This is a genomic window from Acetatifactor muris, from assembly GCF_024623325.1.
In the GTDB taxonomy this organism is placed as follows: Bacteria; Bacillota; Clostridia; order Lachnospirales; family Lachnospiraceae; genus Acetatifactor; species Acetatifactor muris.
The window spans coordinates 25416-47718 of record NZ_JANJZD010000036.1; the positions used below are offsets into that span (position 1 = coordinate 25416).

The 22303-nt window shown below is 50.6% G+C and carries 18 protein-coding genes and 1 pseudogene; 1 reads left to right on the forward strand and 18 read right to left on the reverse strand.

What is annotated here, in order from left to right; all coding sequences use genetic code 11:
* Window position 1: 1 nt before the first annotated feature.
* From mraY to priA, 18 genes are all read right to left on the reverse strand, one after another.
* Window positions 2-958, reverse strand: a complete 957-nt coding sequence (gene mraY / locus NSB25_RS23685; RefSeq protein ID WP_103241886.1) for a phospho-N-acetylmuramoyl-pentapeptide-transferase — start codon at window positions 956-958, stop codon at window positions 2-4.
* Window positions 959-1006: 48 nt separating this feature from the next.
* A complete protein-coding gene (locus NSB25_RS23690; protein WP_103241885.1) occupies window positions 1007-2737 on the reverse strand; it encodes a peptidoglycan D,D-transpeptidase FtsI family protein in 1731 nt (576 codons plus the stop codon).
* A gap of 77 nt (window positions 2738-2814) precedes the next feature.
* Window positions 2815-5052: a penicillin-binding transpeptidase domain-containing protein gene (locus tag NSB25_RS23695; protein ID WP_242982589.1), complete on the reverse strand. Its 2238-nt coding sequence runs from the start codon at window positions 5050-5052 to the stop codon at window positions 2815-2817.
* A 9-nt stretch (window positions 5053-5061) separates the two neighbouring features.
* Complete coding sequence (locus NSB25_RS23700) at window positions 5062-5565, reverse strand: cell division protein FtsL (protein WP_103241883.1); 504 nt, start codon at window positions 5563-5565, stop codon at window positions 5062-5064.
* Between the two features lie 39 nt (window positions 5566-5604).
* Window positions 5605-6555, reverse strand: coding sequence for a 16S rRNA (cytosine(1402)-N(4))-methyltransferase RsmH (gene rsmH / locus NSB25_RS23705; protein ID WP_103241882.1), 951 nt, complete (start codon window positions 6553-6555; stop codon window positions 5605-5607).
* Between the two features lie 36 nt (window positions 6556-6591).
* Entirely contained in the window at window positions 6592-7023 is a 432-nt protein-coding gene (gene mraZ / locus NSB25_RS23710) for a division/cell wall cluster transcriptional repressor MraZ (RefSeq protein ID WP_103241881.1), read from the reverse strand.
* 450 nt (window positions 7024-7473) lie between these two features.
* Entirely contained in the window at window positions 7474-8244 is a 771-nt protein-coding gene (locus NSB25_RS23715) for a GNAT family N-acetyltransferase (RefSeq protein ID WP_103241880.1), read from the reverse strand.
* Window positions 8245-8272: 28 nt separating this feature from the next.
* Window positions 8273-9130 (reverse strand): prolipoprotein diacylglyceryl transferase, encoded by an 858-nt coding sequence (gene lgt, locus NSB25_RS23720; protein ID WP_103241912.1) that lies wholly within the window; start codon window positions 9128-9130, stop codon window positions 8273-8275.
* A 71-nt stretch (window positions 9131-9201) separates the two neighbouring features.
* Entirely contained in the window at window positions 9202-10299 is a 1098-nt protein-coding gene (gene ychF, locus NSB25_RS23725; protein WP_103241879.1) for a redox-regulated ATPase YchF, read from the reverse strand.
* Between the two features lie 131 nt (window positions 10300-10430).
* Window positions 10431-11342: a ribosome small subunit-dependent GTPase A gene (gene rsgA, locus NSB25_RS23730; protein ID WP_103241911.1), complete on the reverse strand. Its 912-nt coding sequence runs from the start codon at window positions 11340-11342 to the stop codon at window positions 10431-10433.
* 10 nt (window positions 11343-11352) lie between these two features.
* On the reverse strand, window positions 11353-13524 hold the full coding sequence (gene pknB / locus NSB25_RS23735; protein WP_103241878.1) for a Stk1 family PASTA domain-containing Ser/Thr kinase: 2172 nt from the start codon (window positions 13522-13524) through the stop codon (window positions 11353-11355).
* A 39-nt stretch (window positions 13525-13563) separates the two neighbouring features.
* Window positions 13564-14313, reverse strand: a complete 750-nt coding sequence (locus tag NSB25_RS23740; RefSeq protein WP_103241877.1) for a Stp1/IreP family PP2C-type Ser/Thr phosphatase — start codon at window positions 14311-14313, stop codon at window positions 13564-13566.
* Window positions 14307-15386, reverse strand: a complete 1080-nt coding sequence (rlmN, locus tag NSB25_RS23745; protein ID WP_103241910.1) for a dual-specificity RNA methyltransferase RlmN — start codon at window positions 15384-15386, stop codon at window positions 14307-14309. Before rlmN ends, NSB25_RS23740 begins: the two co-directional genes overlap by 7 nt.
* 86 nt (window positions 15387-15472) lie before the next feature.
* The gene (gene rsmB / locus NSB25_RS23750; protein ID WP_103241876.1) at window positions 15473-16879 is read right to left on the reverse strand and encodes a 16S rRNA (cytosine(967)-C(5))-methyltransferase RsmB; all 1407 of its coding nucleotides are present in this window, start codon (window positions 16877-16879) and stop codon (window positions 15473-15475) included.
* A gap of 13 nt (window positions 16880-16892) precedes the next feature.
* Window positions 16893-17591 carry a zinc metallopeptidase gene (locus tag NSB25_RS23755; RefSeq protein WP_103241875.1) on the reverse strand — a complete coding sequence of 233 codons (699 nt, stop codon included), beginning with the start codon at window positions 17589-17591 and terminating at the stop codon, window positions 16893-16895.
* 107 nt (window positions 17592-17698) lie between these two features.
* The gene (gene fmt, locus NSB25_RS23760; RefSeq protein WP_103241874.1) at window positions 17699-18643 is read right to left on the reverse strand and encodes a methionyl-tRNA formyltransferase; all 945 of its coding nucleotides are present in this window, start codon (window positions 18641-18643) and stop codon (window positions 17699-17701) included.
* A gap of 3 nt (window positions 18644-18646) precedes the next feature.
* Entirely contained in the window at window positions 18647-19129 is a 483-nt protein-coding gene (def, locus tag NSB25_RS23765; protein WP_103241909.1) for a peptide deformylase, read from the reverse strand.
* Window positions 19130-19256: 127 nt separating this feature from the next.
* Window positions 19257-21572: a replication restart helicase PriA gene (gene priA, locus NSB25_RS23770; protein WP_103241873.1), complete on the reverse strand. Its 2316-nt coding sequence runs from the start codon at window positions 21570-21572 to the stop codon at window positions 19257-19259.
* A 182-nt stretch (window positions 21573-21754) separates the two neighbouring features.
* Here priA and NSB25_RS23775 point away from each other — a divergent pair.
* Window positions 21755-22303 (forward strand): annotated as a pseudogene (locus tag NSB25_RS23775) (hypothetical protein); the annotation flags it as partial.

A 22303-nucleotide genomic window follows, 5' to 3' on the forward strand; every position in this document is an offset into this window, starting at 1 on the left:
ATTACAGCATATTCAGCGCAGCCAGACACATCAGCGCCGTGATAATGGTAAACAATGCCGTGATCCTGGTCTCAGACCATCCGCAGAGCTCAAAATGATGATGCAGCGGAGCCATCTTAAAAAGTCTCCTGCCTCCGCTTACTTTGTAAAAGCTTACCTGCAATATCACGGAAAACACTTCCGCCAGATAGATGACACCCACAATCGCTATATACAGGGGCATCTGCATCATATAGGCACATCCTGCCACAAAGCCTCCCAGGGCCAGCGAACCTGTATCCCCCATAAACACCTGCGCCGGATGTACGTTGAACAGCAGAAACCCCAAAAGCGCTCCCGCCGCCGCGCAGGTCACAGGCTCTATGCCGGAGGCAGTTCCCAGGGCCACCACCGAGAAGAATACCGCCACCATCAATGTAACGCTTCCCGCCAGTCCGTCCAGTCCGTCTGTAAAGTTCGTCCCGTTGGCCGTGCCCAGCACAATAAAAAATAAAATCGGAATATTCCAGACACCGAAATCCAGATATCTTCCCGGAAAACAGGGAATCTTCATGGCAAGACTTACGTCGGTATAGCGAATCAGATACCATGCGAAAATTCCCGTGACGCTCAGCTGTCCCAACAGCTTCTGCCATGCTGTCAGTCCCAGAGAACGCCTGCACACCACTTTTATGTAATCATCCATCAGCCCTATCAGTCCGAATCCCACCGTCAGAAAAAGTACCGGAGCAATCCTGGGATAGTCCTCCGCAAAAATCACAGAGGTAGCGGCCACACTGGCCAGAATCAGGATTCCCCCCATGGTGGGCGTACCCGATTTCTTCAAATGGGCGGCCGGACCGTCGTCTCTGACTGTCTGACCGCATTTCAGCCATCTCAGAAAAGGAATCAGTATCGGTCCCGACAGAGCGCTGATGCAGAAAGAAATCATCACTGCTGTAATGCTGATTTTACTCATCGCTCTTTCCTTTCACTTACGAATTTTCCGCAGCGGTTCCCCCAGCGGTCACGCTCCATCTATGCCCAGATACGGCAGAATATTCTCATACAGCTGACGAATAATAGGCGCCGCAACCTGTCCTCCATAATAGACACCCTGAGGATTATTCACAATTGCAAGAGCGATTACCTGCGGGTCATCCGCCGGGGCAAAGCCGATAAACGAGGCAATGTACCGCCCGCTGCCCCTGGGAAGTGTCTGACTGGTGGCTGTCTTGCCTCCCACTCTAAAACCCTCCACCTTACCGTTTTTACCGCTTCCTTCCGCCACTACCATCTCCAGAATTTCCCGCATGGTAGCACTGGTTTCCTCGGACACAATCCCTGTGGTCACGGGATATTCGAATACATCCACCACATTCCCCTCCGCATCCAGCGTCTTCACGCCGAAATGCGGTGTGATGCGATTTCCCCCGTTGATTATGGAAGAAGCTGTGGTCAGAAGCTGAATGGGCGTAATCTGGAAGGACTGACCGAAAGCCACCGTGGCAAGTTCCACATTTCCCATGTCTTCTTTCCGATGCATAATGGTGCCTGCTTCTCCCGGCAGGTCAATGCCCGTCTTCCGCTTCAGTCCAAACTGTTCAAAATAGGCGTAGTAACTGTCCAGACCCAGCCGCATTCCCACCGTAATCAGCGCCGGATTGCAGGAATTCATCATAGTATGGGTAAAATCCTGGCTCCCGTGTCCCCCCACCTTATGACACCTTATCTTCCTGTCATCTACAATGATGAAGCCGGGACAGCTGAAGGTACTCTCCGTGGTCACCACTCCGGCCGACAATCCTGCCGCTGCCGTGATGATCTTAAATGTCGAGCCCGGCTCGTATGTATCGTTTATGCAGCCGTTACGCCAGATACCGTTTAAGAGGTTCTGTTTTTCCTCCGCCGTGAGATTCTCAGGCGTTCCCTCCGGCAGTTCATAGGGATTATTCAGGTCGAATTCCGGCACACTGACCATGGCGAGGATTTCCCCGTTCTGTGGATTCATCACCAGTATGGACACGCTTTCCGCCTGCTTTGTGGCCAGAGCCTGACTGGCAAGCTGAGTGGCATAGGACTGAATATTCATATCCATGCTGATGCACAGGTCAAGACCTGCCACCGGTTCAATCCGTCTCTCCCCCGCCGATTCCACCTCGATTCCCTTCGCATCTGTCACCGTGAGAATCGTTCCTGCCTTTCCTTCCATGTATTTATCGTATATGACTTCCAGCCCGATGATACCCTGGTTGTCACTGCCTGTAAATCCAAGTACTTTGCTGGCCAGATCATCATAGGGATAATATCTCTTGTAATCCTCATCCACCTTCACCCCGGCCAGGTCATATTCCCGTATCTTATCCCCCAGCGCTTTATCCACATTACTTTTGATGCGCTCCATGGAGGAGTATTTTTCCACCCTCTTTCTCACATAATCTTCTGTTAAATCCAGTTCTGTGCTGAGAATCTCAATGACCTTTTCAGGCTCTTCTATCTGGTTGTAGATCACGGATACAGTACAGACTGTTCTGTTATCCGCCAGCACCACTCCGTTTCGGTCGATAATGCGTCCTCTGGCAGCCTTGATACTGCGTTCTCTCTCATGCAGATCCGTGGCAAGCCGGGAATAATGGTCTGCGCGCCAGACACACAGATATACCAGCCTTCCAAACAGGATTACAAAGATACCGATACAGACCAGAAAAATCACCAGTATCTTTTTCCTGTGAAATATTTTGTTGTCATCCGTCAGCATGCAAAGCCTCATAAAAGTATGTTACTATACTTTATTCCGCCGCTGACACAGTTATGAATCGAATTTGTACCAAATCTTCACGGCAGAGAAGGATTCACCGGAATATCCACATTCGGCACCGACTCGCCGCCTTCCACGGGTATCCCCGTCTGTGCGTCATACCTTCTCCCCGTCTCCGGGTCGACCCGATATCCCGTCTCCGGGTCAACGGGATAATTCATCCATGGCGGCTGCGATGCACCATCCCCGTTATTTCCTGTGTTATCTCCAGGCACAGTGCCGTTGGGATCTCCTCCCTCCGGTTCATTTTCACCTTCCAGGGCGTCTCCTTCCGGTGTCTGTGTATACTGACTGGTAATTTCCAGCTGCAGCGCGTTCAGTTCCGCGATTTCCTCCTCTGTGAGTTCTTCCGTCATGAAAATATTCAGATACGGCAATGCTTCCATCAGGATACTGCGCACGAGCTTTGTGGCCACTCTGGCATTGTCCTGTTTGTCCGCGTTCAGTCTGTCCACCACCACATAGATTGCAATCTGCGGATCTTCCGCAGGCACACAGCCGATAAAGGACACCACATACTCTGTATCGGAACGCTTATGGGTATTGGGATCAATGGTCTCCGCCGTACCCGTCTTCCCTCCTATGGAATAGCCGGGAGGTTTTGCCGTCTTGCCCGTGCCGTAATCTACCACTGCCTTGCAGTACTGTCTGATTAGTTCAGAAGTTGATTCCGAAACCGTCTGCTTCAGCACCCTGGGTTCAATATTCTGTACAGTGGCCCCGCTGGCATTGGTAATCTTATTCACCATGTGAGGTTCATAATAGTACCCTCCGTTCACCAGAGAACAGAACGCACTGATCATCTCGATCATAGTCACATTGAAGTTCTGCCCGAAGCTGTTGGTAGCCAGGTCTGTGGGCCCCATCCTGTCCGGCTTATAAATCAGACTCTCTGTCCGGGCTTCTCCCGCCAGATCAATGTTGGTTTTCAGTCCGAAGTTGAATATTTGCTGAAATTTGCAGAATGCTTCATTTCCCAGTATCTGCGCAATCTTCATCATGGACACGTTACAGGATTTGGCCACCGCCTGCTCCAGGCTCAGCCACCCGCACACGCCGCCATGGCACTTTATATGATAACCGCCGATTTCCAGCTCACCCACGCACTCCAGGCTGGTCTCCGGGGTAATGGCGCCTTCTTCCAGTGCGGCGGCCACAGTGAAGGGCTTTGCTGTGGATCCCGGTTCATAAGTATCCGTGATACAGTAATTTTTCCACAGATAGTTCAGATTCAGATACAGCTGTTCTTCATCCATGGCGGCCAGAGTCTCTTCCGTAATCACGGTGTCTGTCTTCTTAATCTCAAAATAGCCTGCCGCATTGGTGATCTGCTCCACCATTCTGGAGCCCAGCAGGCACTGGGGATTCCGCACATCGTTTAAATCATAGCCCGGATAGCTGGCCATGGCCAGAACCTCGCCGGTGTTGACCCACATCATCACACAGCCCACATTCTCCGCGCCGTTGCCAGCCCTCGCCACATCCTTATTTTCCTCGTTGAATTTCTTCAGGTGTTTCTCCACAATCATCTGTACATTGGCATCGATGGTGGAATGGATGTTATAACCGTCAACTGCAGACTTTACCGTGCGCTCCAAAGCCAGATCGTCATTCAGGTAACCATACTCCCTGCCGTTAATCCCGTTCAGCACATCATTGTAATACTCTTCCAGACCGTATCTTCCCACATTGTCTCTGTCAGAGAATCCGATTGCGTCCGCTGCCAGAGAACCATACGGATAGATTCTCTTGTACTCCTCCTCAAACCAGACCCCTCTTATCTGAGAGTCTTCTGCCAGCTGCGCTTCCTGAAAGCCGCTGATCTGTTCATAGGTAAGCTGCTTCAGCGCCACATACCAGGAAGAAGTCTTATGTGTGGTGACATACTCTCTTATTTTCTGCATATCCAGTTCGAAGTGTTCGCCCAATGCCGCCAGTGTGGGCTCCAGATATACCTCTTTGTCCTTTACCTTTGCGGTCATTACTTTGGCATCGATAATCAGATTATACACTTTTTCGCTGGTGGCCAGTCTTGTTCCCTTTGCATCCACGATATTGCCGCGCCGGTAGGGAATGACTGTCGACGTGTATCCCTGCTGAGCGAGCACCTGTTTTTGGTATTTCGTGTTGTTCTCCCGAATAATCCATATCATCCGGCCGCTCAGCACCGCAAAGGCCAGCAGAATCAGCACATACAGCACCACCAGCTTTTTCTGCATTTTTATGGAAAATTTCATACTGTTAGCAACTTTCACATGGCACCTCTACTGATTTTCATCTGACACCTGACGCATATAGTCTCTGCTCTCATTTTCATATTCAACAATCTGGCCTTCCCCTGCATATATCATGCCCAGCTCTCCCAGAGCAATCCGCTTGATTTCCTCCAGGTCAATGCTGCTGATAATCCGATTATAGTCTTCATCATTGGAAACCTTCAGATAATTCAGCATGCTTTCTTTGCTGGCCACATCTTCTGTCAGATTGGTCAGAGCTGCCCTCAGCTGCACATAATTCACCAGGATATATGCCGCCGCACAGAGCGCCACAGTGAGAAATACCACATAACCTGCACTCATATGTCTGGCTTTATCCCTGTTCTTACGTACTTCATGATGCGGTTTCTTTACCGGAGCTTCCTGTCTCCTCTGTGGTTCCAGTCTGCGTGCGGTATTTCCATATATGTATATATGATCGGCTCTTTTGCTGTCTGTTCCATTTCTTTTATCATATGCGGTTCGATTATAATTCCTTCTGTTCCGACTCATTTATGTCCTCTGCTTTCCATGTTAAATTTCAGAACCGCTTCATTCCATTGTCTTTTGGAAAATTCTGAGTTTTGCACTCTTAGATCGGCTGTTCTCCGCAAGCTCTTCTTCTCCGGGAAGTATGGGCTTTTTTGTCACCACAGTTCCTTTCGACACCTTTCCGCACACACACACCGGGAAGTCAGGCGGGCATACACAGGGGGTCTCATTTCTCCTGAACGCTGTCTTTACAATGCGATCCTCCAGAGAGTGGAACGTGATAATACACAGTCTGCCTCCCGGATTCAGCATGTCGATCAGTTCATCTAAAGAATTCTCCAATACTTCCAGCTCACCGTTGCATTCAATCCGGATCGCCTGAAAAGTTCTCTTGGAAGGATGTCCTTCCCGGCGCATTCTCGCCGGAATGGCATCTCTGATGATTTCATTCAGCTCAAAAGTAGTTTCAACAGGCTTTACAGCCCTTGTTCTGACAATGTTCCTTGCAATATTTTTCGCGAAACGTTCTTCTCCGTAATCCCTGATAATACGGTACAGTTCATTTTCCGAATAGCTGTTTACCACTTCCCTGGCGCTCAGGGCCTGTCTGCAGTCCATCCGCATGTCAAGCGGTGCATCATAGCGATAGGAAAATCCCCTTTCCCCCTTGTCAAACTGCCAGGAGGATACTCCCAGGTCAAGGAGAATGCCATCCACCTTCTCCACACCCCGGACGTTGAGAACCGATTTCAGATTACGATAGTTATCCCGGATGACAGTGACTCTGTCCCCAAACCCGGCCAGCCTTTGGGTGGCCGCATTAATTGCGTCTTCATCCTGATCTGTTCCGTATAAATGCCCTGTAGTGAGTCTGCTGCACACCTGGAAGGCATGTCCTCCCCCTCCCAGCGTGCCGTCCGCATAAATACCCTCCGGCTTAATCCGGAGTCCCTCAATGGTTTCCTTCAGGAGTACCGAATAGTGTCTGAATTCCGAATTTCCTTTTTCCACTTACAGCACCCCTTTCCTTCTCCCTGCTGTTCTCTCTTAAATGGTCAGTCCAAGGCTGAGCATTCCCTGAGATATGGCGTTAATGTCTACCTGACTGCTGTTCTCATTCCACTTCGCAAGGCTCCATATCTCAATGCGCCCTCCCGTTCCGGCCAGAACCACGTCTTTCTCCAGTCCGGCAAATTCCCGGAGGTCCTGAGGCATCAGAATCCGCCCCTGCTTGTCCACTGTGACATATTGCGCTCCCGACAGGAAAAACCTTGCAAACTGTCTCGCCTCCTGGTTGATTAACGGCAGTGATGCCAGTTTCGCCTCGAAATCCTTCCAGTCTTCATTGGCATACACAAACAGACAGCCATCCATTCCCTTTGACACCACAAACTCATCTCCCAGAATTTCACGGTATTTTGAAGGAATGCTCAACCTGCCTTTTGGGTCAATTGTATGATTGTATCTGCCCATGAACAAAGTCAATCACCACCAATCAGCAGCGGGTAACAGGCCCAAACAGGTATTGTATGGATTTTCATCCCACTTTTTGGTATTTAATGCCATCTTTATCCCACTTGAAAACAATTTTAATATAACTTTAGAGATTTGACAACCCGAAAATTTGTGCGGACAGGACAGGATAGAAAATCATTTCCTCCAAAAAAGACGCGAAAGCGCAAAATACAGTGTATGCTTCATACTTTCTCTACCAGATATAGATACAGTCATTCGAAAATTTTCTTAATTATTTTAATAAGCATTGCAAATATATATTGTTTTTACGTCTTTTCTGTCACAATAAAAAACACATCAAAAAGGCCTGCTTCATGCAGGCCTGAAATTACCACACTTTTCATATATAATCTGTACAGGAATCCGGAAAACTGTTGACCAAATGTATAAAGAAACCAGAAGAACTGCCGAATCTTACCGGTTCATCTGCCGTACTGTCTCAGCCGGTTTTACTGTCATCTCCACCCATGCCGGCATAAATCCGCTTTTAATCGCACTTTTTGCCGATCTTATATTGGACCATGCACAGCAGTAAAATGGTACCTTATCTCGTTGTAATATCTCAAATGCCAAATTACTTATCAGCGAAGATGCCACGCCTTTTCTGCGGTATTCAGGCAATACATCCACACCTATCTGCCACATGCTGTCACAGTCAGCAGAAGCCCCCGCCAGTCCAATGAGTTTTCCATTGTCACAGGCGCCGATGCCAAGCACATCCAATTCCTTTCTGTCTGCACATAAAGCATTTCCCCACTCAGGCAGATATAATTCACCAAAATCGTCATGGGTAAATATTTTAAGTTCATAGTCACAGCTGATACGCGATAACCTGTTCCTGTCGGGCAGAAAATATTCGGCCATAAAGCACACCTTCTGTCCCATTTTACTCATTTCTTCATCCAGCCAGTGCATGTTCGGCGTCTCAAAGCAATGACAGAACTCAAATTTCCCAATATACGCCTCGACAATCTCTCGATACTCCTCTCTTACCGAAGCGACAATGTTGGTTCCATAGGAAACCAGGTTACAGGCGACAGGCTCTTTGTAATACTTTTTTGCCATCGCACCAATCACTGACTCCACGATTACATTTTGTTCCTGTACAAAATCTGTTACAGATGCATTGATATCGAAAGCGGATTGCTGCATGGCAATCCGCATAATCTCATGATTATTATACATTCCTATTCCCTCTGTGTGACAGTTTAAATCAAGATTTATGCTTCATCTTTATCCGGACCAGGATATCTGCACCCACTGCAAAGACGAACATCAGCAGCGCCAGCACCTGAGACACCGGCACTGTGGTGCCGGGGATAAAAAGGGTATCTGTACGGATACCTTCTATGATGAATCTCCCCAGTCCATAGCCGCCCAGATAGATCAGACAGAGTTCACCGTGGAACTTCTTATGCTTTCTGAAGCAGAGCAGAGCGGCAAACACCAGAAGATTCCACACACTTTCATACAAAAAAGTTGGGTGTACATTGATATAATTTGCTCCCTCCGGAATATGCGCGGCTATATTGTCCGATATATCTCTTGCACGCACCGCGTCAACAGGAAGCTGCATGGAAAAAAGGCCGTCATAATATTCCCCGAATACTTCCCGGTTCATAAAATTCCCCCAGCGGCCCACAGCCTGTCCCAGAATCAGTCCCGGAATGGCCGTATCTCCCATCAGGAGCGGATTCTTCTTTTTTACCTTACAGTAGACAAACAAAGTGATAAACGCGGCAATCACAGCGCCGTATATGGCCATGCCGCCGTTCCTCAGCCTGAAAATACCCGCCAGATCGTCCTTATAATAGTCCCACGCAAATATCACATAGTAAATGCGGCCTCCTATAATGGAAAAAATGACAGCATAGATGGCGAAATCCCAGTAGTCATCCGGATTCTGGCCTGTAATTTTCGCCATATAGACTGCCATCAGAAGCCCGGCAAGCACGCCCAGCCCGATAATCAGTCCATAGAAAGCTATATTAAATCCGAATACACTGAAAGACTTCGGCACGTCATGCAGATATATTCCCAGATTTGGAAACGCTATATCGCCTGTATTCATGTAAACCTCCATTTTCCGTTCTGCCCTGAAGATCTAAGCTCTGCCTGGTCCCACAGACTGCAGAACCTTTGTCACACGTTAAACCGGAACAATATCACATCCCCATCCCGGACAACATAATCCTTCCCCTCAATCCCAACCAGTCCCTTTTCTCTGGCTGCTGCCAGGGAGCCCTGTTCCAGCAGGTCACGGTAATTGACAACTTCCGCCTTGATAAACCCTCTCTCGAAATCGGAATGAATTTTGCCTGCCGCCTGAGGTGCTTTCGTGCCGATTTTGATGGTCCATGCCCGCGTCTCATCCTCCCCTGCGGTCAGAAAGCTCATCAATCCCAGTGTGCGGTAGCTGGCCTTGATGAGTTTCTCCAGACCGGACTCCTTCAGGCCCAGATCTTCCAGGAACATTGCCTTCTCATCCTCGTCCAGCTCCGAAATCTCCTGCTCAATCTGCGCACAGATGACAAAGACCTCTCCGCCTTCCTTCTCCGCGAATTCCCTCACCTCCGACACCTTTGCATTGGAGGCGCCGTCGTCCGCCAGATCTTCCTCCGCCACATTGGCCGCATAGATTACAGGCTTGCCGGTCAGCAGATTATATTCCTTCAGCAGCAGACTTTCATCCTCGTCCCCGGCCTCCATGGTCTTGGCCGGACTTCCGCTCTCCAGATGTTCCTTCAGACGTTCCAGCAATGCAAGCTCCTTCGCACAGGTCTTGTCCATCCGGGCGGCCTTCGCCGCTTTTGAAATTCTCCTCTCCAGCACCTCCAGATCGGAGAAAATCAACTCCAGATTAATGGTCTCAATATCCCGCAGCGGATTCACGCTGCCGTCCACATGCACCACATTATCATCTTCAAAACATCTGACCACATGGACAATGGCGTCCACTTCCCGTATATTGCTCAAAAACTGATTCCCCAGTCCCTCCCCTTTGGAAGCACCTTTTACCAGACCGGCAATATCCACAAATTCTATCACGGCCGGGGTCACCTTCTTCGACTGGTACATATCTCCCAAAAGCTTCAGCCGTTCGTCCGGAACCGACACAATTCCGATATTGGGGTCAATGGTGCAGAAAGGATAATTGGCCGATTCTGCCCCCGCCTTTGTCAGTGAATTAAATAAAGTACTTTTTCCCACATTGGGTAAGCCGATGATTCCTAATTTCATTTCTGATAACACCTGTTGGAAACTCCTTCCGGTTCAGGGGTTCCCGCCTTTCTCTATATTTTGAGTACACAATCCGGCTGCTGCTCAGCCCTGAAACAGACTTCCGCATCCAGCCCGGACTGTCGCCATCTCTAATTCCGTCTGCCGCCCCTGTATCGTACTTTATCCAGCTCTTCATACAGGAGGCGGTAATTCTCATAGCGGATTTCGCTGATAAGATTCTTCGCCAGCGCTTCCTTCACTCCGCAGTTTTGTTCGTTAATATGGGAACATCCCCCGAATTTACAGAACTTTTCGCAGGAATCAAACTCATGATAATATCCTGCCAGCTGCTCTTTTTCCAGCTCGAAAAGTCCCAGCGAACTGAAGCCGGGCGTATCCAGAATATATGTATTCTCCCCAATATCAATCAGTTCGGAATGCCTGGTGGTATGCTTTCCTCTCTCGATTTTCGTGCTGATTTCGCCTATCTCCATGACAATCTCGGACTGCAGGCAATTAATGAGAGAAGATTTCCCCACACCGCTGGGACCTGCCGCCACAGTGATTCTGCCGGAAAGCAGTTCCCTAAGCTCCCTGATACCCTTTTTGTATTTCGCACTGATTGTCAGGGTCCGATAGCCGCAGTTCTCATATATCTGCCGGTACTTTCCGCCCTCTCCGTTCTCATCCAGGTCTTCCTTGCTGAAACAGATTATACAGTCAACCCCCTGCTGTTCCATCATGATCAGAAATCGATCCAGGAGATTGAAATTGGGCCGCGGTTTCACAATGGAAAATATCACCACCGCCTGGTCCGCATTGGCAACGGCAGGGCGTATCAGCTCACTGTGCCTGGGCAGCAGCTCCCTCACATTGCCCAGCCGTTTCTCTCTGTCCAGCACATCCACAATAACTTCATCCCCCACCAGGGGCTTTCGGTTATCCTTTCGAAAGATTCCCTTCGCCTTGCACTCATAAGTCTCCGATTCCGGACCTTCGGCATCGGAGACCACTTTTACATAATAAAATCCGCCGATTCCCTTAACTATTCTTCCCCGCATAATCCCGTTCCTATTCCGGCACAAATTCAATTCTTCTGGTGAAGGAACGTTCCTCCGGCGTACCGGGGACAGCCACCTCTTCTCCTGTGACCGGATCCTGAGAGGTAGAACCGCCTACGGTCACGGTATAAACCATAGTCACTGTCCCTCCGGAAGCAGTGAGTCCGTAATAATTGGCCGCCTGCGGGAAGCTTGCCGTCTTCGTCTCCAGAAGCACCTTGCCGTCATCTGTCACCAGTGTGACGGTGACTTCCGTTCCTGCCACATAGTCCGGCGCTTCCTCCGGGGTAGGCGCCATTATGCTGGCGTTGCACTTATAAGTCGGTGCCGCATCTGGCTCCGGTCCCTTACTCACCTGAATATCAATCACCGTTTCCGGGGCCACATAGGTATTGATGGAATGACTCTGGTAGCAAATCTGTCCTTCCGGATATTCAGAATGGTATACATAGGCTACATCTCCAATCTGCAGCCCTGCCTCCAGCGCAATCGCAATTCCGTCCTGCTCCGAGAATCCCACCAGCTTCGGCACCCACACCGGCTCTTTTCCCTGGCTTACCGTGACCGTGATATTACTTCCCTTTGCGGCCTTTGTCTCCGCAGAGGGGACCTGGGAAATCACCATATTCGTCTCCACTTCCCCGGAGTACTCTTCCGCTTTGGTCACTTCAAAACCCTGACTTTTCAGTCTGCTGCTGGCGTCTTCAAAGCTTAAGCCCACCACCGAAGGCACCTCCACCCCCTGGGGGCCGGCGCTGGCCACAAGCTTTACCGTGCTTCCCACTTCTATCTCGGTTCCCGCTTCCACATCTGCACTGATTACTTCCCCCGGGGCAATCTCATCTGATTCCTCATATTCCACCTCAGATTTGACACCCAGGTCCGTCAGCGCGTTTCTGACTTCTTCCACACTCTTACCCTTTACCTCCGGCATTTTCACGGTCTTTTTTTCCTCTTCCTCCGTGGAATCCGAAGAATCTGCAATGATGGGACTGTTGGAGGAGCTCTCCCCTCTCTCCTCACGGTTTCCGAAGACCTTCACCGCCAGAATAATTGCCACCACACAGAAGACCACCCCGCCCAGCAGAGCCAGAACAGTAGTCACCCGCTCCATTCTGGGATTATAATCGTAATCCTCCCCGTCCTCTGTTTCTTCCTCTTCCTCCTCTTCATACATCCCTTCCGCATCGGAACGCAGATGCATGATATTGTCCCTCTCTCCATAGTTCTGGTGATTCTGGCTCTGATGATTCTGGCTCTCCTGATACGCAGCCCTGCGCTTAATCTGCGCCCGCTCGCTGTCGGAAATCATCCTGGTCCCCCGCTCCATGTCAGGGTCGTTGCGCACCACAAAGTCCTCGTCCGGATTCATCAGAGACTGCTTCAGATCCGCAATCAGATCCTGCATATTCTGATATCTGCGATCCGGCGATTTCTGACAGCATTTCAGAACAATGGATTCCACACTGCCCGGAATTTCGGGAACATATTCCTTCGGCAGCGGAAGTTCCTCCTGAATATGCTTGATGGCAATGGCTACTGTGGTCTCTCCGTTAAAAGGCACTCGCCCGGTCAGCATCTCAAACATGGTGATACCCAGAGAATAAATGTCACTTTTCTCATCACTGTAACCACCCCTGGCCTGTTCCGGAGACGTATAGTGCACAGATCCCATCACATTGGAGGTAATGGTATTGCTTGTGGCTGCTTTCGCAATGCCGAAATCGGTCACCTTTACCTTTCCGTCCCTGGAAATCATGATATTCTGCGGTTTGATGTCTCTGTGAATGATGTGATGATTGTGAGCCGCCTCAATTCCCATACTCACCTGTATGGCAATGCTGACTGCCTCCTTGAAGGATAATCTGGCCTTTTTCTCAATATACTCTTTCAGGGTAATTCCATCCACCAGCTCCATGACGATATAATAAATGCCGTTCTCTTCCCCCACATCATAGACATTTACAATGCTGGGATGCATCAGTCCCGCCGCCGCCTGGGCCTCCGTGCGGAACTTGGAGACAAAGCTTTCATTTTCACTGAATTCCTGTTTTAACACCTTTACAGCCACGAAACGATTCAGCTTATGACATTTTGCTTTATATACATCCGACATTCCACCGGTACCAATTTTCTCCAGTATCTCATATCGGTCACCTATCATCATTCCAATCTTAACCATACATGTTCTCCATTCTTTCACATTACCCCAAACATGCTTTTATATCCGCCTGTTCTCTCTGCACCTTTCAATCAGAATCACACTGATATTGTCTCTGCCGCCATTTTCGTTGGCAGCCAGCACCAGGTCCTGTGCCCCTTCCACAATATCTCTTGCGGCCTCCAGAATCATACGGATTTCCCCGTCCTCAAGCATATTGGTCAGACCGTCCGTGCACATTAAAATCATATCGCCGTCTTCTATCTGCACCTTGAAATAGTCCGGGCTCACCGCAGCATCAGCCCCTACCGCCCGGGTAATGATATTCTTGTCAGGATGATTCCTGGCTTCCTCCCTGCCCAGTCCTCCCCTCCGCACCATTTCCTCCACCCAGGAATGGTCTCTTGTAATCTGCCTGATACAGAGATGATTCACCACATACAATCTGCTGTCTCCCACGTTCGCCACATGCAGCACCCCGTCCTCCTCACAGGTTGCCGCCACTACCGTGGTCCCCATCCCTTCCAGTTCCGGCGAAGCATATGCCTGCTCCCTGAGCCGTGCGTTTGCACTCCGAATCGCACAGTCAAGAATACGCACAGGATCCCTCTCCGTCGAGTCAGCTATGGTTTCAACAATCGTTTCCACTGCCGCTCTTGAGGCATAATCCCCCGCGTTATGACCGCCCATCCCGTCCGCAACCAGAAATAGATTCGGCAGGTTTCCCACGGGCTGCTCTGATGAATATACATAATCCTGATTCAGTTTTCTCTTTCTGCCTATATTCGTTACGGAAAACGTTTTTAACACGTTTCTTTTCCTCCCAAGTCCCGCAGGACAGACATATGCTTACGTCGCAGCTGTCCGCAGGCTCCGTCAATATCTCTGCCCATTTCCCTTCTAATAGTACCATTTATTTTATTTTTTTCAAGCACATTTTGAAATGCACGTACTTTCCCTGACTCCGAACGGGCAAATTCCCGCTCTCTCACAGGGTTTACCGGAATCAGATTGACATGACAGTGCAGCGGTCCCGCCAGTCGGGAAAGCCGCTGCGCATCCTCCTCAGAGTCGTTGACTCCGTCCGCCAGGCTGTATTCAAATGTAATTCTTCTGCCTGTGCGCTCAAAGTAATATCTGCAGGCCTCCATCAGCTCCGCAATGGAATACCGGTCGGCTATGGGCATCAGTTTTCTTCGCTTTTCGTCCGTGGGAGCATGAAGAGAAAGGGCCAGCGTAATCTGCAGTCTCTCTTCCGCCAGCTTCCGCATTTCCGGCACCAGCCCGCATGTGGAAACGGTCACATTTCTCTGGCTGATATTCAGACCGTTTTTATCTGTGAGAATTCGTATAAAGTCCAACAGGTTATGGTAATTATCAAGGGGTTCCCCCGTTCCCATCACCACCACATTGCTCACTCTCTCCCCGGTCAGCAGAGTGATGGCATAAACCTGATCCAACATTTCCGAAGGCGTGAGATTGCGCTCCAGTCCGTCCAGGGTGGACGCGCAGAAACGGCACCCCATTCTGCAGCCTACCTGGGAGGAAATGCAGACACTGTTTCCGTGTCTGTACTTCATCCAGACACTTTCCACCACATTCCCATCGGAAAGTGCAAACAGGAACTTCTTCGTCCCATCCGCAGCCGATTCCTGCACACGCACCGCCTGCAATGCGGTGAGACTGTACCGATTCTCACATTCTTCCCTGAATGCTTTGGGCAGATTTGTCATTTCGCCAAAGCTTCTCACCAGCTTCACATGCATCCACTGATACATCTGCCTTGCGCGGAATGCCTTTTCCCCTCCGGCTGTAAGCAGTTCTTCCAGCTCCTCAAGCGGCAGTGATTTTATGTCTGTCTTACCGTCGTTTTCTCTTCTCATCTCTGTCTGCTGTCTCTTTCCCGAATTTACATAAGGGCGCATCCCCCGGCCGAACTGCCCCACCGGTGTATGCGGCCATGATTTCTTCATTTCTTTCTACGGAAACGCGCTATGAAAAAGCCGTCCGCTTCCATATAGCCCGGCAGAAGCTGAATGCATGCATCTCTCTGTGCGTCTGTAAGTCCGATGCCGCATTCCTCTCCCGCCCGGCACAAAATATTCTGCAGATGCTTTTTCTCCCCAAGCAGAGACTTCGGCAACACCCCTGTCAGCGATACCGGTTCCAGTCCCAGCACCTCTGTGATAAAGCGCACCATGTCCTCATTCTCCTGCCTGTGAATGGTACAGGTGCTGTACACAAGTGTCCCACCCGGCTTCACATAGGGCACACTCGCCCGGACAATCCGCTTCTGCAGCTCTGTCAGTCCTTCCGCACTCTCCCGGGTGACACGGTATTTGATATCTCTCTTCTTGCCCATGACACCCAGACCGGAACATGGCACATCCAGAAGAACCACATCCGCCTTCCCCACCAGTTCTTCGTCTGTCAGTGTCCCGTCATGCACTTCCGTCTCTATATTCTCTGCCTTCATTCGGCGTATATTTTCCTCTGTACGACAGATCTTCTCCTCCGAAATGTCTCTGGCAAGCACCTTCCCTGCCCGGGCTTTCTCTGCCGCCAGAATGCTTTTCCCGCCCGGGGCGGCGCAGACATCAATGACGAAATCCGTTTCCCCGATTTCCGCGGCTTCCACCGCCAGGGCCGAGCTCACATCCTGCACGGTGCACAGACCCTCTTCAAATCCGGGCAGACTGCTGAATTCCCCCCGGGTCAGCAGATACACATAAGGAAGATATCTGCTCACCGTAAGCTTTGCCCCTGCGCTTTCCATCCGGCTCAGCAGCACATTCCTGTGTTCATCCGACAGTCCGGAGGGAAGCCGAAGTGAAACCGGGTGTATCTCCATTAATCCTTTTAAAATTGTTTCCGTTATCTCCCTGCCATATTCATCCTGCCACAACTCTACCAGCCACTCCGGCATGGAATATTTTACTGAAAGGAACTTTACCGGTTCCTTTTCTTCGTCAGGCAGCGGCAGGTTCTCTTTCTCTTTGGATATGGTGCGCAGTAGACCGTTTACAAAGCCCTTCAGATTCCGGAATCCCCTTTTGGCCGCCAGCTTACATGCCTCGTTGCAGACGGCGCTGTCAGGCACAGAATCCATATAGAGCAGCTGATAGACACTCATGCGGAGCAGACACCGTATCAGCGGCCGCATCTTACGCACAGACAGACTGGAGCGGCTGTCCAGATAATAATCCAGTTCCAGCTGCCTCTCCAGCGTCCCTTCTGTCACCCGTTTGACAAAAGCCTTATCCCTGCTGTCCAGGTAATCATATTTATCCAGCACCGCTTTCATCAGCCTGTGAGAATAATCCTCTTCCCGCTCCAGAGACAGAAGCATATCCAATACAAGTTCCCTTGTGTTCACAGGTAAGCCCCTCCTAATCGTCCCGTCTGCGGTTGCCGCCGAACAGCAGAATCAGACGCAGAAGCTGCAGAATAGCCGAAGCTGCCGCCGCCACATAGGTCATGGCCGCCGCCGTCAGCACCTTTTTACAGCCCTTTGTCTCCTCTGTTCCAAGCAGTCCGTATTGCTGAATCTTGGCCACTGCTCTGGCGGAGGCATTGAATTCCACCGGCAAAGTCACCAGCTGAAACAGCACTGCCAGTGCAAAAGCCCAGATGCCAATCTCAATCAATACCTGACTCCAGCCCAGAATCACCCCCAGCAAAATCAAAGGCAGACCCAGTCTGCTGCCGATATTGGCAACCGGAACAAGCGCTGACCTGAAATTCAGCGGCATATAACCTTTGGCGTGCTGAATGGCATGACCGCACTCGTGAGCCGCCACACCCACCGCCGTCACGGACGGCTGATTGTAATTGTCATGAGAGAGGCGCACAGTGTTGGTGCGCGGGTCATAATGGTCGCCTCCCGAATGATTCAGGCATTCGATCTGTACATTATACAGTCCTTCGTTGTTCAGAATACGCCTGGCCGCTTCGGCTCCCGTTATTCCGCCGGCATTGCGGACTCTGCTGTATCTGCTCATGGCACTGTTCACCATCGCACTGGCTCCCAGACAGATCAGCATACCGATAATCACCAGAATATAAGTAGGATCCCAGTAATAATACATACAAGCTCACTCCTTTCTCCTCAGAGTTTACGTCGGCATAATTCACATTCTTTCCCTGTTTTGCGCATTTTATTTGCCTGCCGTATACCGGAATTCCGCAGAATAGCTCACGCTTTCCGTCCCAGCATCTCTCCGGGCTGCATTTTTACTCCCAGAAGGAAATCCCGGGCCTTCATCCTTTTCTTTCCTTCCAGCTGCAGCTCGTCTATCACAATAGCTCCGCTGCCGGCAGCCACCTGAATGGAATCCCTGTCCACCTTAAGAATTTCACCGGGCCTGGGCCCAGAGGAATTCGCCGCCGGCGTGGGACTCGCATGCCAGATTTTCAGCTGTTTTCCCCGATAGCCGGTATACGCGCCGGGCCAAGGCGTCATGCCTCTGATTTTTCGGGCTATGGCCTCCGCGTCCTCTGTAAAGTCAACTTCTCCCATACTTTTGTCAATCAGCGGCGCATAACAGCTAAGCGTCTCCTGCTGCTTTTCCGGAGTCAGTCTGCCCTCCTCCAGAAGCGCCAGCGCCTCTGTTATCGCCTGACCGCCCAGCTTTGTCAGCTTATCATGAAGCGTCTCATAATTGTCCTGCTCCTCAATGGGTATCGCCTTTTTATACAGCATGTCTCCGGTATCTATGCCGGCATCCATCTGCATGACAGTAATCCCTGTCTCCTTTTCCCCGTCCATGATTGCGTGCTGAATGGGCGATGCCCCTCTGTATCTGGGAAGAAGGGACGCATGAATATTCAGACAGCCCATGGGAGGGATATCCAGTATCTCCTGAGACAGAATCTGTCCGAAGGCAGCCACCACATAGACCTGTGCCGGATATTGTCTCAGTTCCTCTACAGCCTGAGGTCTTTTCACCCTGCGCGGCTGCATCACCGGAATACAGTGCTTCATGGCACATACCTTCACCGGAGACGGCACAGGCTCCCCGCTCCGGCCTTTCGGCCTGTCCGGCTGGGTCACCACCGCGGTAATCTCATGCCCCGCTTCCAGCAATGCCTCCAGAGCCCCCGCGGCATAGTCCGGCGTTCCGAAAAAAACAATCCTCATTCTCTATTCTTCCTCCTCGTCCTCCGCCGTTACATCCTGCAGCGGTCCGTTCACCTTCTCCACATACAGATGCCCTTCCAGATGGTCCAGCTCATGGCAGATGGCACGTGCCAGAAGCTCCGTGCCCTCCAGAACAAATTCCCGCATATTTACATCCAGAGCCACCGCCTTTACATAATTGGGACGGGTGACCTCCCCCGACTTGCCCGGCACACTCAGACAGGCCTCCTGCCCGGTCTGCTCCCCGCTGCTCTCCACAATCCTGGGATTGATGAGAATGTGCGGATCCTCTCCCGTAGTGTCAATGACCACAATCCTTTTGAGCACTCCCACCTGGGGAGCAGCCAGTCCCACACCGTTGGACTCATACATGGTATCCAGCATATCTTCAATCAATTCCCTGGTCCGCGGAGTCATCTCCGTCACCATTTTACACTTCTTCGTCAGTACCTCTTCTCCCATTTCCCGTATGTTTCTGATCGCCATTTTTCTTTCCTTTCCGTCTTCCTGTACCGTTTTATTCCCGCCGACATTTTCATCCGGCACACATGACTCACTCTGTCCGCCGTCCTGTAACTGTTCAGACCGGTGGCCGAACAGTTGCGCTGTCCCTTCACATCATATTCACGGGGTCAAAATCAAACTGCACCGATTCGTTTACCGGCTGTATTTTCTGTATCTCTTCCTCCAGCAAATCTTTCACCTGTACCAGTTTACCATAATTTGCGCATTTCACATAGAATACAAATCTAAAAATATCATTAATTTTTCCAACACTGGCAGGCGCAGGACCGATAAGCTGCAGTTCCGGCATTCTTTCACGTCCTTTATATCCCCTGGATTCCCGGGGATTCATCTGTACCTCAAACATCTGTCTCACAATTCCGGCCAGCCTGCCTGCAAATGCTCTTCCCCGTTCCTCTTCTCCGGCAAAAATCTGTACCGCCAGCATATGCGCCGCCGGAGGATACCCCAGCATTTCCCGGTAAAGTATCTCTTCTTTATAAAAGCCTTCATAATCCTGCTCCGCTGCGCGCAGAATGGCATAATGTTCCGGCTGATAGGTCTGAATCACCGCTTCCCCCGGAATCGTCCCCCTTCCCGCTCTGCCCACCGCCTGAGTCAGAAGCTGAAAGGTTCTCTCACAGGCCCTGTAATCATTGCTGTTCAGAGACAGATCTGCAGCCAGCACTCCTACCAGCGTCACCTGTGGAAAATCATGTCCCTTTACAATCATCTGTGTGCCGATAAGAACATCTGCCTCTCCGCCGGAAAAAGCAGACAGGATCCGTTCATAACTGTCTTTGGTTCTGGTGGTATCCGCATCCATGCGCAGAATGCGCGCCTTTGGAAAAATGTCTCTCAGCTTTTCTTCTATCTGCTGTGTTCCGGCTCTGAAGCCGCTGATATACCGGGATCCGCACTGTGGACAGATCTCCGGTGCCGCCGCGTCATACCCGCAGTAGTGACAAATCATCCTGCTTTTGCCGGCCCCCGCGCCATTTCCCGCACGCATTCCCCTGTGCTCCGACAGGGATACGTCACAGTGAGGACATTTCACCACATATCCGCAGGCTCTGCAGGACACAAACCCCGCATAGCCTCTGCGATTTAAGAAAAGAATACTCTGTTCTCCCCGACTGATTCTGTCCGCAAGCAGTTCCTGCAGCTTCCCGCTGAAAATGGAGCGGTTCCCTTCCCGCAGTTCCTTCCGCAGATCTACAATGTGCACCGCAGGCAGATCCCCCCCTGTCAGACGCTTTCTCAGGACAAAGAGCTTGTATTCTCCTGACTCCGCTCTGTAATACGCCTCCAGCGACGGCGTGGCGGAGCCAAGCAGCACACTGGCGCCATGAAGTCTCGCCACCTCCAGAGCGGTCTCCCTTGCATGATATTTGGGGGATGACTCACTTTTATAACTGTTCTCATGTTCCTCGTCAATCACGATGATGCCCAGATTGGGAAATGGCGTAAACAGCGCCGACCGGGGACCGATGATCACATCAATCTCCCCTTTTCTGGCACGTTCACACTGATCAAACTTTTCTCCCGGAGAGAGCGTGGAGTTCATGACACTGACCCGGTGGCCAAAACGCCTGAAGAACCGGAGCAGCGTCTGATAAGTCAATGCAATCTCCGGTATCAGCACAATGGCCTGCTTTCCCCGGTCCACCATCTCCTCGATAATCTTCATGTACACTTCCGTCTTGCCGCTTCCGGTAATCCCGTGCAGCAGATAGGTATCAGGCTTCCCGGCATCAAAATCCGCCAGCACTTCCCCCACAATTCCAATCTGTTCGGCGCTTAAAATCCTGCGTCTCTCTTCCTGTTCTTCCAGCCGCACCGGATTGCGCAGCGACTGTGTGCTGAGAATTCGAACCGCCCCCGCCTTCTCCAGACTTTTCACAGTCTGAGCCGATACGCCCAGCTTTCCGGTTACCCATTCATAGGGAATCGTCTCCTGTTCCGTCAGTTCCCGCAGAAGCCGTTCTTTTGCCACCTGCTTTTTTCTGATGCTCTCCCCCAGCAATGACAGGATTTCCTCCCTGTTCATCACACGCCGTATAGTCCTGTGTTCCAGTTTCTTCACAGTTTTCCTGGCGGGAAGAACGGTCTTCAGCGCCTGTATCATGGTGGATCCATAATTTTTTCTGATCCATCCCGCCAGGGCAATCATTTTGTCTTCCACATCTGCATCTCCCCGGCTGACCGCCTGAATTTCCTTTATCCTGCCGGGGTCAAATTTGCAGGTGTCGCCTATGTCAACCACATACCCTTTTATCAGCCTGTTGCCGTTCCCGAAAGGCACTGTCACGCACATTCCGGTCTCCAGCCTGTCACGAAGTCTGTCGGGTACTCTGTATTGGAAAGGCTTATCCAGTTTTTCATGGGAAATATCCACAATAATATCCGCATAAAGCTCGCCCATGAGTTACCTCCCGATTATATATATAACTTCTCGGAATCTTCAGCCCTGATTTTATAAGGCTTTCAGACCCCTATTTCAAAAAATCACCCACTTTTTTGCAAAAAACACTTGACAAATCACTCAAAATTTGCGGCGAAGCCGATTGATTATATTTTATTTCAATCGACTGGAGGCGATTTTTGATGTTACCTTGTAACCCCGGCGGTCATGCCGCCTATCAGGATACTTTTGTATCCGAGTTCCTTAAATTTTATCCCGATCCCTTTGTGCTTCCTAAAAGCACCTGGGATTATATCGTGCAGTTCTGGTATCTCGATCTTTCCCAGACCGATTCCATTATGCAGGACTGCTACTCTGTTTTTGGGCCAGAGCCTCGGCTCCCTTCCTGTATGCTGCGTTCCTATCTGCTTGCTTTAAAATTGAAGGTGACTTCCGTTACGCTCTGGTGCCGCATGCTGAAAGAAACCCCTCTTTACGCCATCCTCAGCGGCTTCCCCTTCGGCGATACCCCTGGTGTCGGGACTTTTTATGACTTCTTTTCCCGCATCTGGAAAGATGACTCTCCCAATCTCTCACCGAAAGACCGATTTCCTAAAGTGAAGCCGCCTAAGGGGAAAAAGAAAGGCGATAAGACTCCTTGCGATTCTTCCAGCACAGCTTCCAAACTTCTTCCTCTGCTGGAACGTTGGCCCTTAAAACCACAAAATCCTTTTTCTCTCGTTTTCCGGCTT